At 40.1% G+C, this 15,882-nt stretch carries 12 protein-coding genes and 1 pseudogene; 6 read left to right on the forward strand and 7 right to left on the reverse strand.

Translation table 11 applies throughout. The features are described from left to right. Nucleotides 1-160 precede the first annotated feature (160 nt). The gene (gene recN, locus E0409_RS03940; protein ID WP_131287873.1) at nucleotides 161-1,822 is read left to right on the forward strand and encodes a DNA repair protein RecN; all 1,662 of its coding nucleotides are present in this window, start codon (nucleotides 161-163) and stop codon (nucleotides 1,820-1,822) included. A gap of 76 nt (nucleotides 1,823-1,898) precedes the next feature. Here the strand turns inward: recN and E0409_RS03945 are convergent, their stop codons facing one another. From E0409_RS03945 to E0409_RS03960, 4 genes are read right to left on the reverse strand one after another with little or no spacing between them, the layout of a single operon-like run. Then, complete coding sequence (locus E0409_RS03945; RefSeq protein ID WP_131287876.1) at nucleotides 1,899-2,885, reverse strand: CsgG/HfaB family protein; 987 nt, start codon at nucleotides 2,883-2,885, stop codon at nucleotides 1,899-1,901. Nucleotides 2,886-2,937: 52 nt separating this feature from the next. Next, a complete protein-coding gene (gene lpoB / locus E0409_RS03950; RefSeq protein ID WP_131287879.1) occupies nucleotides 2,938-3,540 on the reverse strand; it encodes a penicillin-binding protein activator LpoB in 603 nt (200 codons plus the stop codon). 12 nt (nucleotides 3,541-3,552) lie between these two features. Next, complete coding sequence (locus tag E0409_RS03955; RefSeq protein WP_131287882.1) at nucleotides 3,553-3,954, reverse strand: YcfL family putative periplasmic lipoprotein; 402 nt, start codon at nucleotides 3,952-3,954, stop codon at nucleotides 3,553-3,555. Between the two features lie 19 nt (nucleotides 3,955-3,973). After that, nucleotides 3,974-5,332: a COG3014 family protein gene (locus E0409_RS03960; protein WP_131287885.1), complete on the reverse strand. Its 1,359-nt coding sequence runs from the start codon at nucleotides 5,330-5,332 to the stop codon at nucleotides 3,974-3,976. A 674-nt stretch (nucleotides 5,333-6,006) separates the two neighbouring features. Here E0409_RS03960 and E0409_RS03965 point away from each other — a divergent pair. From E0409_RS03965 to E0409_RS03980, 4 genes and pseudogenes are all read left to right on the forward strand, one after another. Then, nucleotides 6,007-6,561, forward strand: a complete 555-nt coding sequence (locus tag E0409_RS03965; RefSeq protein ID WP_131287888.1) for a YqgE/AlgH family protein — start codon at nucleotides 6,007-6,009, stop codon at nucleotides 6,559-6,561. After that, a complete protein-coding gene (gene ruvX, locus E0409_RS03970; protein WP_131287891.1) occupies nucleotides 6,554-6,997 on the forward strand; it encodes a Holliday junction resolvase RuvX in 444 nt (147 codons plus the stop codon). Before E0409_RS03965 ends, ruvX begins: the two co-directional genes overlap by 8 nt. A gap of 119 nt (nucleotides 6,998-7,116) precedes the next feature. Then, nucleotides 7,117-7,229: pseudogene (locus E0409_RS03975) on the forward strand (IS5/IS1182 family transposase); the annotation flags it as partial. Between the two features lie 172 nt (nucleotides 7,230-7,401). Next, the gene (locus E0409_RS03980; protein WP_131287894.1) at nucleotides 7,402-8,175 is read left to right on the forward strand and encodes an IclR family transcriptional regulator; all 774 of its coding nucleotides are present in this window, start codon (nucleotides 7,402-7,404) and stop codon (nucleotides 8,173-8,175) included. A 211-nt stretch (nucleotides 8,176-8,386) separates the two neighbouring features. Here E0409_RS03980 and E0409_RS03985 read toward each other — a convergent pair whose 3' ends face one another. Then, nucleotides 8,387-9,004 (reverse strand): alpha-ketoglutarate-dependent dioxygenase AlkB family protein, encoded by a 618-nt coding sequence (locus E0409_RS03985; protein ID WP_131287899.1) that lies wholly within the window; start codon nucleotides 9,002-9,004, stop codon nucleotides 8,387-8,389. Nucleotides 9,005-9,139: 135 nt separating this feature from the next. On the opposite strand from E0409_RS03985, the gene E0409_RS03990 reads away from it, so the two are divergent. Next, nucleotides 9,140-10,942 carry an ABC transporter ATP-binding protein gene (locus E0409_RS03990; protein ID WP_131287902.1) on the forward strand — a complete coding sequence of 601 codons (1,803 nt, stop codon included), beginning with the start codon at nucleotides 9,140-9,142 and terminating at the stop codon, nucleotides 10,940-10,942. 35 nt (nucleotides 10,943-10,977) lie between these two features. Here the strand turns inward: E0409_RS03990 and E0409_RS03995 are convergent, their stop codons facing one another. Together E0409_RS03995 and E0409_RS04000 are read right to left on the reverse strand one after the other, a co-directional pair. Beyond that, nucleotides 10,978-12,186: an IS256 family transposase gene (locus E0409_RS03995; RefSeq protein ID WP_131287905.1), complete on the reverse strand. Its 1,209-nt coding sequence runs from the start codon at nucleotides 12,184-12,186 to the stop codon at nucleotides 10,978-10,980. A 256-nt stretch (nucleotides 12,187-12,442) separates the two neighbouring features. Next, the gene (locus E0409_RS04000) at nucleotides 12,443-15,388 is read right to left on the reverse strand and encodes a bifunctional diguanylate cyclase/phosphodiesterase (RefSeq protein ID WP_252151768.1); all 2,946 of its coding nucleotides are present in this window, start codon (nucleotides 15,386-15,388) and stop codon (nucleotides 12,443-12,445) included. Nucleotides 15,389-15,882: the final 494 nt, after the last annotated feature.

A 15,882-nucleotide genomic window follows, 5' to 3' on the forward strand; every position in this document is an offset into this window, starting at 1 on the left:
GATGTTGTTTTTATAGCGTATCTTCAGTAAAAGATATTTTCATCTTGAATATCAGGTAAAATAGTGATGTTTTACGTCATCTTAAAATTAAAAGCTGGCTTGTGACCAAAACAGAATTTCACTATCTTAGATTAAAACTTTTCGCAGCTCGGATGCGTTTATGCTGACACATTTAACTCTGATCAATTTTGCTTTAGCCGATCATTTAGCCATTGATATTGAACCCGGTTTCAATGTCCTGACCGGTGAGACAGGTGCAGGTAAATCTTTATTACTGGACGCTCTTTCTGCCTGTTTGGGTGAGCGCACCGATACTAATTACGTCCGTTTTGGTTCTGATAAAGCCGATGTCACCGCTGTTTTTAGTTACAAAGACCAAAGTCCCGAAGCTGAATGGCTTAAAGCACACGAGTTGGATGATGAATCTGGCGAGATTCATTTAAGACGGGTAATTTTTGCGACTGGCCGCAGTAAAGCGTGGATTAATGGTCGCCCAAGCAGCCTGGCTGAACTGAAAGAAATTGGTCGTTTACTGGTGCAACTGTATAGTCAGCACAGTCAGCAACAATTATTGGAACATCCTTATCCCAAGCATTGGTTAGATCGTTACAACAACTTTTATCAACCTGCACAAGATGTCCGTGATGCCTATAGCACCTGGCAAAAAGATATTCGTCAGCATCAAGCGGCATTGGATGCGCAAGCGACCCGCAAACAACGGATCGAAACTTTAGAGTTACAGCTTGAAGAACTCGAAGAAATTACTCAAATTGACTATAAAGAGATTGAGCAAGAGTTCGACCGTTTAAGCCATCATGAACATATCATGCTGGATTGCAGCTACAGTTTAAATGCCTTGGATGAAGCGGAACAGAATATCACCCAGGAAGTTTCGTCGATTATCCGCCGCCTTGAATCGCATGCCGGTCGCAGTGAGCAACTCGCAGAAATTTATAATTCGTTAGTGAATGCACAAAGTGAACTTGATGATGCAACCGCCAATTTGCGTCAATTTATTGACCGGCAAAGTTTTGACCCTGAACGCGTCGATGAACTAAATGTACAACTGGAAATTTTCCATCGTTTAGCACGTAAATATCGCACTCAACCGGAAACATTAAAAGAAGAATATCAAACTTGGCAATCTGAACTTGAACAGCTGCATCAGCTAGAAGATCCGGAAACTTTAGCGGAACAAGTTGAATTGTCTCATCAAGACTTTTTAGCCAAAGCACAACACTTAGATGAAATTCGTCGTGAAGCTGCGACTCCTTTAGCTAAAAAACTCACAGAACAAGTCAAACAACTGGCATTGCCTGAAGCCTATTTTGAATTCAAGTTTGAACCTTTGGAACAGGCATCATCAGAAGGGCTTAGCTTTATTCAACTGCTGTTTACTGCAAATAAAGGCATTCCTGCACAGCCCTTGGCACGTGTGGCTTCTGGTGGTGAACTGTCACGTATTGCTCTGGTGATGCAAGTGATGAATGCTGAAAAAACAGAATCTGAAGTATTGGTGTTCGATGAAATTGATGTCGGGATCAGTGGTGGTACGGCAGAAATGGTCGGACGCTTATTGGCAGATTTAGCCCAGCATGTACAAATTTTATGTATTACCCATCAGGCGCAAGTGGCGGCACAATCAGATCAGCACCTGCTGGTTAAAAAGCGCCAAACGGATCCCGCAAGCAGCACCATTATGGACCTGAGCGAAGAACAACGTATTGATGAATTGGCGCGCATGACCGGCGGTGTCGAAATTAATGACACCACCCTGCAACATGCCAAGCAATTACGTCAACTTAAGTTTCATCAGGCTTGATCATCGTACTTAAAAAAATCCCTGAACATTTGTCAGGGATTTTTTTAGATAAAAGCTTAATTCAAACTCGATTAACTCACCATTTTACTGGCTGATCACTTGAACCTGGAGTCATCTCGTAGCCCGGTGACAGATCATAAGACTGGCGCATCTGCGATTGGACAGGCTGTAGTTTTAAACCCTGCAAAATTTCCGGGTTTAAACCTTGGGCAATCTTATCAGCTGTGCTGTCATTTAAACTATTCGTTAAAATATTCTGAGTCATTAAATTAGACAGCGTACGATTAAAAGTACCTGCCGCGACCACTTTACTGGTATTGGCTTCAATCACACGCCAGGTCAAACGCACCTGTTCCGCACCTGCATTCAGACCATACATCTGTTGACCATTATTAGCGGATAGATCATTGATCCGTCCCACCAATAAATAGTCCGCCCCAACTTTCTGGCCGATACGTGCCAATTCTTGTGGTGCGCCATCCCAATACAGGAAGTCATTTTCAGACTGCATTTCGTCTAGATAATGACGATCGACCACACTGAGCTGCCCGCTTTGAGTCAAATAAGTACCCAAAGTATCCGACAATTCCTGACTAAACTCACGTGCTGAGGCATCGCTGGCCAAGCGATTATTTTTCTCAGCCATCTGAAAAGGTAATACTGCGATCCGGCGTAAATGTTGATCTTGTACGGTAGATTCAAACTTAACCACATGCGCACGTACTTTGGCACGGTAATTGTTTTTCGCTCCAGACACACTCAGTACCTGAAACTTGGTCACGGAACCTGAACCCTGATTGGCCACACTGAATACCGGTGAAACCTTACCGCTATAGCTCCAACCCTGGTTATTGACAGATAAAGAAACCGTTTCCTCATAATTCATCTGAGAAGAAACTGAAGCCCCATTTACCGATTGCACGGCTATCAACAAAGCTTCAGAAATCGCTTGATGCTGTGTGGGGCCATTACCGCTCGCTTCTTTAATCACTTCTTTAATCGCAGCAAAGGCTGAAGAACTCAGTAATCCAGACAACAGACCTGCAAGTAATATTTTTTTCATGTTGTATTCTTCTACAGTCACTGCACCAAAAGTACAGTGACCTCAATTTAAATTACAGACCAAAAGTCGAGCGTTTTGCAGCTTTACGAATTTCTTTCTCACCGGTCCACTCTACAATGCCTGTTTGCAGGTTTTGCAATTTAAAGGTGAATTTGTAATACACATCGCTCTTGCCGCCCGCATTTTTAACAATACTCGACAAGTTACCATTCAGCATAAACTCGGCACCAATATGACCACCGGTACGTACCGCAGTTGCCTGATTGACCATGCCACTTTGTTTTTGATAAGCCAGTTGCTGTGCAACAGCATTTACAGACTTCATATCGACAAAGCGGAATTTTCCAGAATTGATCAACTTGTTCTGAATGCTATCTGTAATTGATTCAGTATCAATATGTTCTTGGGTTTTATTATGAATGCGGTCAAGCACAATCACAGGACGACGTGTTTGGGTCATTTGCACGACTGGCGGGAACATCAACATGTCATCTACCATTTTAGCTGCAATCATTTGCAAGTCGGTTGAACCAAAGTCTTTGGTTAATGTTTCTACAGCTTGCGCATCACCATAGCTCACTGAGCCTCCTGTGCTGGCACAACCAGTTAGCAAAGTTGAAGTTGCCAATACAGCGAATATTAATTTTGCATTCATGTTCAATCTCTCTTATTTTTTCAAATACACAACAACATCTACAGCAGACGGATTTGGTGCTAAGGACTGCACCCCTTTTGTTTCACGTCCAGTCAATTGGATTGGCTTCCAGATCGCGCCTTCAGGATTCACTTCTGCACCCTGTGCATCGACCCAAACAATCTTGTAGCTAAAATCTTTATTGTTAAAACGGCGGTTTTTGATCGCAATCGATGCGCGTTTCAAATCACCCGACAAACTCATATTCACGCGTTCCACAAAAACTTCTGTGGTCAATACCGGATTATTGGTAATCGTACGAATACTGATTTCATTGTTTACATTGGTTTGCGTCGATAAGGCATTTGGTGCGGTACACCCCACCATCAACAACGCACCTAAACCAAGTACAGCAAAACTAAATTGACGTTTCATATATTTCTCTGATTTATCATTAACGTGGAATCGCGCTCACACTGGCAGTAATTTTGTCATTGACATGATGAGCATAAACAAAGACTGTCTGATTGGCTTTTACATCCAAGGTCACAGGTGAACTGGATAAACTTCCGCTGGAAAGCTGTAAATTATGTTTGCCTGGGGTTAAATTTAAGCGGGCAATCTGGGCATTACTTGGCAAAGTACTCCAACCCCGTAAGTCAGCACGTTCTGTGGACATGTTTAAAACATTGCCAGCCAATTGGCCCAATACACCAAATTGATTACCGAGTTCTTTTTGTGCAGCATATTTGGCAGTCGCACGTAGCACTTGGCTGGTCAGATTACCCAGTACTTTTTCTTTTAAATCTTTAACGGCCAAAGCACCGATATCACTGATGACATAGCTGTCTTGCAAAGGCTTATTGTTCACTTTGACTTTCAGACTTTTCGGTGCCACATAAGTGCTTGGCTCATAAGTAGCAAAAGCAATATTGATCAGGCCACCGGGAGTTGGTACATCGATTTTATTTTCAACCTTTTGCGGCACAATACCTTGCTCGATAAATACAATCACCGGCACGCTGCCGCTCTTTGGCTGTACCACTAACTGGTTCAGACGTTTCACATCCTGGGCAATTTGAGCATCTGGCTGCAATTCATAGGCTTTTTTATAGTCGACTAAGGCATCGTTATATTCGCCTAAAGTTTCCCATAAATTTGCCGCCATATAGAAAGCATAGGCATTTTGATAGCTATTCTTAATCTTGCCAGCAATTGGGTCTAAGCCGACAAAAGCTTCATCCAAAGCGCTAAATGCCGTTTCGCCAGATGATTGTTTAGTGACTTTATCTTTTTTCTTTTCCAGTTGCTTTTGATAAGACAGCTCAATTTCACGCTGAATACCTTGTGCGACCCGCATTTCTACTGCTGCAGCTTCTAAATCCTTGAGAAAAATATAATTTTTTGCTTGGGAAATATGTGCCAACACCTGCTCATGTGGTGGCACCAGATAAGGAACAATCGAATCATTACTGACCAGCGCCAATGCTTTAAACCCCATCCGGGATACACTGACTTTGGCCCTGTTTTGTTGTTTATCTAATAAAGTAAATGCCTGCTTATAATAATCCTGGCTTTGTTCATATTGATGGTTGACTTGTAGTAAACGTGCTTGCTCAAGCAAATATAAAACACCATCTTTTGAATCTGCTTTGTCTTTAAATTGAGTCATTAAGCTGTCTGATAACTGACTATTTAAATGACTACGAAATAAATTCCCTTCTTCATTATAAGTACTGAATACTGCAGCCTGTGATATTACGGAAACTGAAAATAAAGCAGAAATTAAAGTCCCTTTTAAAAAATTATGCATAATTATCCATTAAAAAAATAATAAAAGATGAAAATTCATACATCTTACAAATAAAGCAATAGTGTTACAATATGTATATAAAGTATATTTAGTGAAACAATTCACGCATTATTCCGAACATATTTTACATATAAAAACAAAAATTAAAAAATAATTACAATAATTCATCGTTTTTTTATCTAACTAAAATCATGAACTGCACTCAATTGAAAAACCTACAACCAAGATATAAATTTTAAAAATATTTAATATTTCTTTAGAAAAAATTAAGTTACAATGAAAATCCATAAAATCAATTTATTGTTAAAACGTAAATATAGGTAATATAAGTTATTTTGATGAACATTATTTATATTTATTCAGTATTATTATTTTAACTGTATTTTTTAATATTTTTAGATTTCATCTAGAGAATTAAAAAATTAATCAGAATAATGAAATTTACTATGTCTTAAAATAAAATATGGCTTAACAACCTCTTTAAATAAACTTTAAAATCATACTTTATTTTTCTATCTACTCAGTTTCAACAAAGCCAAGTTGTCAGCAACTTATTTTTATGGGATAAATACAATCAAGGAATAGTCAGTTTGAGTGATTGAAATCAGGTAACTTACCGCCATTCATCACTTTTGCAGACTGCAAATTATACTGACTTTAGGAGAACTGCTCAGATGACCAAACAGTTTCTGACACATCGCTGTCTGATTGCACCTCCTGATTTAGCCGATGATTTTTTTGCCAACACTGTCATTTATTTGGCACGACATGATGAAGATGGTGCTCAAGGCATTATCATTAACCGCCCTTCTGGTCTTTCAATCAAAGAATTATTGAATGATCTGGAAATTGAAGCGGATAATGTAAATCCCCATGATGTCTTACAGGGCGGACCGTTACGCCCGGAAGCAGGCTTTGTGCTGCATACCGGTCAACCGACTTGGCATTCATCCATTGCGGTGGGTGAAAATGTCTGCATCACCACCTCTAAAGATATTCTAGATGCCATCGCACATAACGAAGGCATTGGACGTTATCAAATTGCCTTGGGTTATGCGAGTTGGGGCAAAAACCAGCTTGAAAAAGAACTATCACGTGGCGACTGGCTCGTCTGTGATTCAGATATGGATTTAATTTTTAATTTACCTTACGACGACCGTTGGGACGCTGCCTATAAGAAAATGGGCGTAGACCGCACCTGGCTTTCATCAGAGATTGGACATGCCTGATTTATCACAACCCCAGCTGATTATCGCATTCGATTTTGGTACACAAAAAATGGGCATGGCAGTCGGTCAATCCTTGATTGAAAGTGCCAATCCCCTTGCCCTGTTTCCCATGAAAGACGGGATTCCCAACTGGGATGAATTACTGAAAATTGTGAAACAGCATCAACCCACCTTATTTCTAGTGGGTTTGCCGCTGAATATGGATGATAGCGAATCCGAACTTTCGACACGTTCACGCAAGTTTGCCCGTCGTTTGCGCCATCAGACCAATATTGAAACTTTAATGGTCGATGAACGCTTGACCACCCGTGAAGCGCGTGATGAATTGGGTCATTATCAGGCTCAAGGTCGCGCTAAAAAACTGTCTGCAGATAGTGTTGCTGCTGCACTTTTTATTGAAAGCTGGTATCGCAATCCTGAAGGGCTTACACCTTAATTTTGTGAAAAGCCATTGATACAAAAAAGCCATTCAAAACTGAATGGCTTTTTAATTGCTTAGATTCTCAGATGAAGTGCAACAAAGATAAATGCTATTGATCACGTGATGATGGCCGATATATCTATAAGGCAAGGCATCTGATCGAGCACTTTTTGCCAAGCTAAAGCAGTATCGTGGTATTGCCACGCGCTATGACAAACTGGCTCAAAACTTCCTGTCAGCGGTCTAGCTTGCCTCAACGATGATCTGGCTTAATGGATGACCTACCCTAAGTATAAAATAGTTTTAAATGCGGACAAATACAGCATTGCCCCAACAAAAGCTCTCCTCTGGCTAATTTTTTGTTATAAAGTAATACTTGTTACTTTCTCTTTTTATATGCTTTGACCAAGCAGGTACTTATGGCAATTTCTAGTTTTGGTAAGATTCTCACCGTTTTGGATCTATTTTCGGTGTCTCGCCCTATCATTAATGTCGATATCATTAGTGAGGAATTAGGACTGTCTAAACCCACCAGTTACCGGTATTTAAAAGAACTCGTATCCTCAGAATTATTACAACGCTTAAGTGGTACTTCAGGTGACTATACGCTGGGTTCCAAAATTGCAGTCTTGGACTACATTTCCCGTACCACCGATCCATTGGTGCAGATCAGCATTCCATTCATGCAGCAAATTGTGGAACGTACTGAATTCAGCTGTCTGCTCACGCATTTGAATTATGATTCGTGTATCGATATTCATCATGAACTGTATAAAGACATGACCACGCTGATTTATGGTCGTGGTTGCCCTCGCCCCATCTATAAGGGTTCGTCTGCCAAAGTAATTTTGGCGCATTTACCCAAACAGCGCATTTTGGATTACTACCAGCGCTTTGCAACTGAACTGTCTGAAATTGGATTTGCCCATAGCGAAGAAGCGTTCATGTTGCAGATGAAACAGATTAAAAAGCAGGGTTATTATTTTTCCAATGGAGAAGTAGATCCAAATTTGGCCAGTCTTTCTATTCCGGTAAAATTTTCCAGTAAAGAACCGCCTTTGGCCTTGACCTTATTAGGCTCTAAAAATCGCTTTGAATTTATTAACTTTCAGAAGCTAATCGAGATTTTGCAGGAAAATGCTGCACTGGTAGAGAAAAAATTTGCTGAATTAGCTAAAGAAGATGATCTTTAAAATTTTGCGTAGATTCAACCAAATATCAATTTATGCAAAATAAAACCTGTTTCAAGCATTGTAATGTTAAATTGATTCTCATAATATGATTATTGTTCTTCATGTGGCCAATTGTATTCCATGACAATTTGTGCAACATCCTCAGAGAAAAGCTCGTGCCTATGCATGAGCTTTTTTTTGGCTTTATTTTTAGCCTGTTAAATACAGCACTTTAGAAAAAATAACGGAAGGTCAGATTAATCCGTGGTTCTATAATTCGTGTCGATTTCATTAAAGCATGTTTCCAGTACTGTTGGGTTTGGCCTCGCATCGCAATCAGCTGTCCGCTATGTAAAAGCAGATCGACTTTTTCTGCCTTGTGTTTATGCTTAAAACTAAATTTACGGGTTGCACCGAAACTCAAAGAAGCAATAACAGTTTCCTGATCTGTAGCGGATACCAAAGCAGCCTCATCATCACTGTGCCAACCTACGGCTTGGGTGCCATTTTCATACAAATTGGCTAAGCACGAATTAAAGCTATGTCCCACCAGTTTTTCGATATGCTGCTTTAAACGAAAGAGTGCAGGATTCCACCGATGTGCCTGCTTAAAGGTACCTGAGTAGCGATAGCGGTAATTTTCATCACCATACCATGCCACTTGACGTCCGGTTTTATGATGTTGACCAAACAAAATGACTTCATCATGCTGCCATGCCAAAGTGGCTAAAAAATAAAGGAAATATTGTTCACTCTGCTCAGATGTTAAAATTAAACCGAAATCTTCCACCACCCCATCACAGGGCAACACATTAGCTTGAGCTTCAGGCGCAAATAAATCAAAGTTCATAAGCCGATATAAAGAGAAGATTAACTTTTATTTTAGCCGATTGTGTCTGGACACAATTCAAAACATTGTATGCGCTTGTGACATCGAATCATCAGGCTTAGACTGAAATTAAGCTTAACAATAAAAAAATTGCATATGAATTTATGGCTCTTATTCCAAAAGCTTCGACCTTTTGTACGTCCCTATCGTTTATTGGTTTTCGCAACGCTGATTTTAACCCTGATCGGCTCTTTCACCGCACAGGTCAATGCACTAACTTTACAGTATGCAGTTGATAGCATTAACAGGCTGATTGAAGCGGGTTTGGGACTGTCTGAAGGCTGGCATATTCTGATCACCATCTCTGCCATTTTATTGGGTAAAGAAGTCGTTAATGCCTTCGTACAGTTTGGACAAAAATTTTATGGTGAAAAGCTGCGCATTTTTGTTTCGCAAGATTTAGCCCAAGGCATCATTGAAAAATTTCTGACCTATCGACTGGCTTTTTTTAATGAAGCCAATAATCAGGCCGGTAAATTGCAAACCCGTATTGACCGCGGTATTGGTTCACTGACGCGTCTGGTACAAATTTTCTTTATTGATATTTTACCGTTATTTACCAGTGCGATTGTGGCACTGGGCTTAATGTTCTATGCCAATGTTTATGTCGGACTGGTGGCTTTAAGTATTGTGCCAATTTATTTTTGGCTGACCTATAAACAGGCACAGAAACTCGGTGGATGGCGACGCAACCTGCGCGATGGACGTGAAAAAAAGAGCCAGGGTATCTTAAGTATTATCAACTCGATTACCGTAATTAAATCTTTTAACCGTGAATCGATTGAATCTGAGAAACAGCTTAAATTACAAAGAGAACTCACTGCCAACCAGATGCAGACCCGTCAAACCAGTTTTCTGTTTGACGGTTTAAAAACCTTTATCGAGCAAATCGGTATTGTGCTGATCATCATTTTAACCGCATATTTTGTGCTGGATGGTCAGATGAGTATCGGCATGATTATGTACCATGTGCTGTTGTTCAATAACGTTTCTGCCCCGATTCGTTCCTTGCATCGTATTTATGATGAAGTTAATGATGCGATGATTTACTCGGAAAGCTTCTTTAAAATTTTGGAAGCCGATCATGAAATTGAACCGAGTGGCGCAAAAAAACCGGTCATCACCGGCAAGTTCGAACTGAAAAATGTCGAATTTTATTATCCTAATGGCCATCATGCCTTAAAGAACATCAACATGGTGATTCAACCGAATAAAATCACCGCGCTGGTCGGTTTATCCGGTGCGGGAAAATCAACATTGATCAGTTTACTGGATAAATTTTATCAGCCTGCATCAGGGCAGATTCAACTCGATGGCATCAATCTGGAAGACATCAACACGCAATATCTACGCGATCATATTGGTTTGGTGCTACAAAAAAATCATATTTTCCAGGGTTCTATTTTTGAAAATATTCGCTATGGCAAAACCAATGCCAGTCTTGAAGATGTCATGAATGCTGCCAAAAAAGCCTCGATTCATGAGCAAATTTTACAGCTTCCGCATGCTTATGAAGCCGATGCGCTGATGCTTTCAGGCGGTCAACAACAACGAATTGCGCTTGCCCGCATGTTTCTCAAAAACCCGCCGATTATTTTTCTGGATGAACCGACGGCCAGTTTAGATGCGATTGCCTCGGAGAAAATCAAACAAAGTCTGGATCAAATCAAACAAGGGCGAACCGTGATTATGATTTCACATAGTCTGTCGCAAATTATTGATGCCGATTACACCTATGTGATGAAAGAAGGCTGCATTGCCGAACACGGCGAACATGATGCGCTCTATCATCAAGAAGGTGTGTATAAAGAAATTTTTGATGCGATGGCCAAGAGCTTAAACATTGAAAAGATTGCTAAAACTTTTGAAGAAGATCCCGAGGAAGAAACGCATAGTTAGTGAGCCTGTAAATTATTTTGTGTAAGTTCCATTTTTTATAAATGATCTTTTAATCGATCATCGAACTGAATCGTAAACCAATTCATTGCTAAACGCCAATTTTGAATTGGCATGGTCCATTTTTTAGCAGCATTTGAAGTTGCTAAATAAATGACCTTTTTCACTGAATCATCAGAAGAGAAGATCTTTCTCTTTTTAGTTGAATGGCGGATCACGCTATTCAATGATTCAATTGCATTTGTTGTATAAATCGCATGACGTATTTCAGCAGGGTAGCTAAAGATCGTTCGGATATTTTCCCAATTTTCCCGCCAGGATTCTCCAATTTTTGGATACTGGTGATTCCATTGATCGCAGAAGATATCTAGGGACTTTAAAGCATTTTCCTCTGTACTTGCCTGATAGATCGCCTTCAATCCTGCTGTTACAGCTTTGTAGTCCTTCCAGCTCACAAATCTCAGGCTATTGCGTACAACATGCACAATACACAGCTGGATGTCAGTATGAGGATAGACAGAGGCTATCGCATCAGGAAAGCCTTTTAGCCCGTCTACACAGGCAACAAGAATATCTTGCACTCCTCGGTTTTTAAGCTCTGTCATGACTGACAGCCAGAATTTGGAACCTTCTGTTTGAGCAAGCCACATGCCAAGAAGTTCTTTTTGGCCATCTAAGTTAATGCCTAATGCTAAATAAACTGATTTATTGATTACTGTTGAATGCTGACGAACCTTAACAACAATGCAATCTAAATAGACAACAGGATAAAGACTATCGAGTGTTCTATTTTGCCATTCTGTCACTTGTTCAATGACAGCATCCGTCACCTTACTAATAAGGGAGGCAGATACATCGGCATCGTACATTTCTTTAAAGAAAGCAACAATTTCTCTATTTGTCATTCCTTTCGCATATAGCGAAAGAATTTGATCATCCATGCTAGTAATGCGCGTTTGATGCTTCTTAATAATCTGTGGTTCAAAAGAGCCGTCACGATCACGAGGGATATCTAAAGCAAGCTGCCCATCTTGTGTTAGAACTGTTTTGGAGCTAAAACCATTACGTGCATTAGATCCTTTCTTAGGTTGATGCTTTTCATAGCCTAAATGTTCAGAAAGCTCAGTATTCAGAGCGGTTTCGATCATGAACTTTTTAAATATGGCTGTCATTTGGTTTAAATCTTCAGGAGTTTTTAAACCTTTAGCTAATTCAGCTGCCATACTTTTGATTGTAGCTTCATCCATGTGAAGTACCTCTTTTTATTATCCTCAGTAGGATAAATGAAAATTAAGTACTTACACAAAATTTAGAACAGTCCCATATTATCTGGTTTATCGGAGGCTTTTTATTTAAGTAGACTGCCACCATTCTCCTAGATAAACTCTTTTTATTTCACTTTTAAATGTGTATTGGCTATCAGGTAAATTACTTTAGGTTCTTAGCAATATGTTGTTGGGACAAATTGATCTAAAGCCATCAATAGAGTTTAACTATGGCTATTCAATGCGGAGTTTGCTGAAGTATGAAATACTGCTCAAATTCATCAATCGGCATCGGTTTACCAAACAGATAGCCCTGGTAATGATAACAACCCTGTTTTTCTAATACATCGCGTTGAGCTTCGGTTTCTACACCTTCAGCCAGCACAGAAATTCCCAAAGTTTTTGCCAAAACAATGATCATTTTGGTAATTTCAGCGTCATTGGCACTCACCATAATATCCCGAACAAAACCTTGATCGATTTTTAATTGATCAATCGGAATCCGCTGTAAATAAGTTAAAGAAGAATATCCTGTACCAAAATCATCTAGAGAGAACATCACCCCGTAACGTTTAAGAACCGTCATTTTTTCAATAATGTCTTCTACTCGGATCACTAAGGCGCTTTCGGTAAGTTCAAGTTTTAGTAAGTGTGCTGGAGCTTGTGTACGTTCCAGAATTTCGAGCACGTCTTGGACAAACTCATCACGAGCAAATTGGCTAGCACTGACATTTACAGCCATGCTGAGGTGAGCAGTTTGCGGATACTTGGCCCAGTCACTCAATTGTTGGCAGGCACTTTCCAGTACCCACTGACCCAGAGTAATAATGAAACCATTTTCTTCTGCGACGGGGATAAAACGAGCAGGGGAAATCATTCCTTTAACTGGATGCAGCCAACGTAACAAGGCTTCTACTCCTATCACCTGTTGTGCACCATTCACTTGTGGCTGGTAATACAGCACCAGCTGATTTTTTTCTAGGGATTGACGTAGTCCGGCATCAATCTCCGCACGTTCCTGAACCTGAGATTGAATCAAAGGGTCGAAAAAGCGATAGGTATTACGACCATAATTCTTTGCTTCAGACAGTGCCATGTCAGCACGTTTAACCGGATCCTGGACATTTTCATACGCTTGTAGCCCAAACAGGCTGATTCCTATACTGGCAGAACTACGATATTCTGAGTCTGCAAAAAAGTAAGGTTGAGCGAGTGTCTGTAAAATACGTTTTGCCGTCTTTTCTGCGCATTGAATAGTCTCCGTCTCAGAAGCACTAAGCTGATCCAACAGCACAACAAACACATCACTACCCAGTCGGGCAACCATATGATTCGCTTCAACACACTCTAACAGGCGAGTTGCAACTTGCTGTAATAAGCTATCACCAGTTTCATGACCTTCGGTATCGTTTAAAGCTTTAAAATTATCCAGATCAATACACAAAATCACGCCGAGCTGCTTTTTATTTTCTGCGTCTCTCATGCTCTGTTCAAGATGTTCCAAAAATAGGCTACGGTTTGGTAATTTGGTCAGAGAGTCATAAAACGCTAGCAAGTGTACTTTTTCTTCTGCAGCTTTATAGGCAGAAATATCGGTAATGGAAGCTACATAATGCGTCGTTAGGTCATTTTCATCCCGTACACTGGCAATCAAGATGTGCTGTGGATACAGTTCACCATTTTTGCGTTTATTCCAGATTTCACCCTGCCAGGATCCGGTGGTGCGAATATGGTTCCACATGCTGGAATAGAAGTTTTTGTCATGCATGCCTGATTGCAGGATTTTAGGCGTGTGCCCAATCAACTCTTGTTCGCTATAACCCGTAATTTCTGTCAAAGCACGATTAGTACGTAAAATAACCAAATGAGGGTCTGTAATCAACATCCCGACTTGAGAGTCAAATGCAGTCGCGGCAATACGCAGGTGTTCTTCTGCTTTTTTACGCTCGGTAATATCACGCGCCGAGCAGAAGAACACCTCATCATCATCAAGATGTACCAGAACTGAACTGACTTCTACTGGATAACACTCACCTTGGGCATTTCGATAACAGGTTTCGAAACGAATGCCCCCAGACGTAGAAATACCTTTATTGATGAGCTCTTGCAGCTCCGCCTTATTATAGCCGTTATCCCAGTAACACAGGGTTTTGCCCAAGGCTGCCTGCGGAGTGCTACCAATCATGCGAAAAAAGGAATCACTGCCTTGAAGAAGCTTGCCTTCGCGATCTAGAACATGAATACCATCTTGTGCATTACGTAACAGCATCCGACTACGACGATTGGTCAACATATTCGCCCGAATTTGCTGCCAAAGTAACCATCCAGCAATCGTGGTCACCGCAATGAAGAGTAATCCCAGCAAAACGGCTTTAATAACATCTTCATACCATTGGGCCAGATAGTCTTTTTCACCGAAGGCAACAACAACAAAAATAGGCATGCTGCTTAGCTTGCGAAAGTTACCAATACGCGGGATTTTATCTGTAGTTCGTCGGGTATAAATAGTGCCAGACTGTGCGCCGGAGTGAACCAGTTGTGACAGTTCCGGTGGTCCCCCCAGAAAACCCACCTGACCGTTCAGTGTTTTGAGCATGGGATTACGTGCAATAACTCGCATATCCAGGTCTTGTACTAGTACCACTCCTTTAGGACCTACATCCAGTTCTGCAATCAGATGATTAAAGTAGCTAGCAGGTAATGCAGTGATAATCATGCCTGCAAAAGTTCCATCAGCCTGATTGTAACGTCGTGCAAATAGATGAACCCAGCCTTGGCCATTTGGATCTCTGATCAGCTTGGTGACAAACAGCTGATCCGTACTTTTTTGTTGAGCATCTTTAAAAAAACTATAGTTTGCATAATTTGAAGTCTGACCGCCAATATCATGATCAGCGAATTGGACTTGACCTTTTGCATCGGTAATGTGTATTCGTGTAACAGAGCCGATCCAATCTTTTTCTTTCTGAATAAATAGATTTATTTCTCTATCATTTATTTGTTTTTTATCACCTAATTCTTTTTCTATATAAGTTTGTAAAGTATACAAAGACAAATCGATTTCTTGTGAACTGCTGCTCACACTTTCTTCAAGCAGTGATGTTAAATTTTCTACACCAGTCCTGGCTTGAGCTTCTTCGCGCTCACGTGAAGTATGTAAGGTATAGGCCAGTAAGCTGATCATGAAAATATTCATGATCACCGCGGTAAGGACAAGAAGAATAAAAATAGATCTATTTTTGTGTAGCATATTTACTCTGTGAAATAGAGTGCTCTTTACGCTGCCAATGCAACTCCCAAATTTTAATCTTTTTATTCAATAATTAGACTAAAAATTATTCAAAATTTAACATAAAATACGACACAATAATATTTTTAAATTATATTAAATCATTGAGTTAATTTTTTGATGATTAATTTAGAATTGATTGAATATCCATCAGTTTTATAGAGATATTCCAACCTAGAATATCTTTTTTATTTAACATAAAATCTCTTATACGAGATTTAAATGTAAGCCCAAAATAGAAATGTCCGGTTTCTCCAAAGTAAAAATGTCCGCTTTTAGAATATGCACTTTTGCGATTATTGAAGCGGACGGTTTGATATGTTGGTGTCTATGTCGGATAAAGAACTTAAACGATTGTCGGTCTTGCAGGAAATCTGCGATCAACGCAT

Source organism: Acinetobacter sp. ANC 4862, assembly GCF_004336635.1.
Classification (GTDB): Bacteria; Pseudomonadota; Gammaproteobacteria; order Pseudomonadales; family Moraxellaceae; genus Acinetobacter.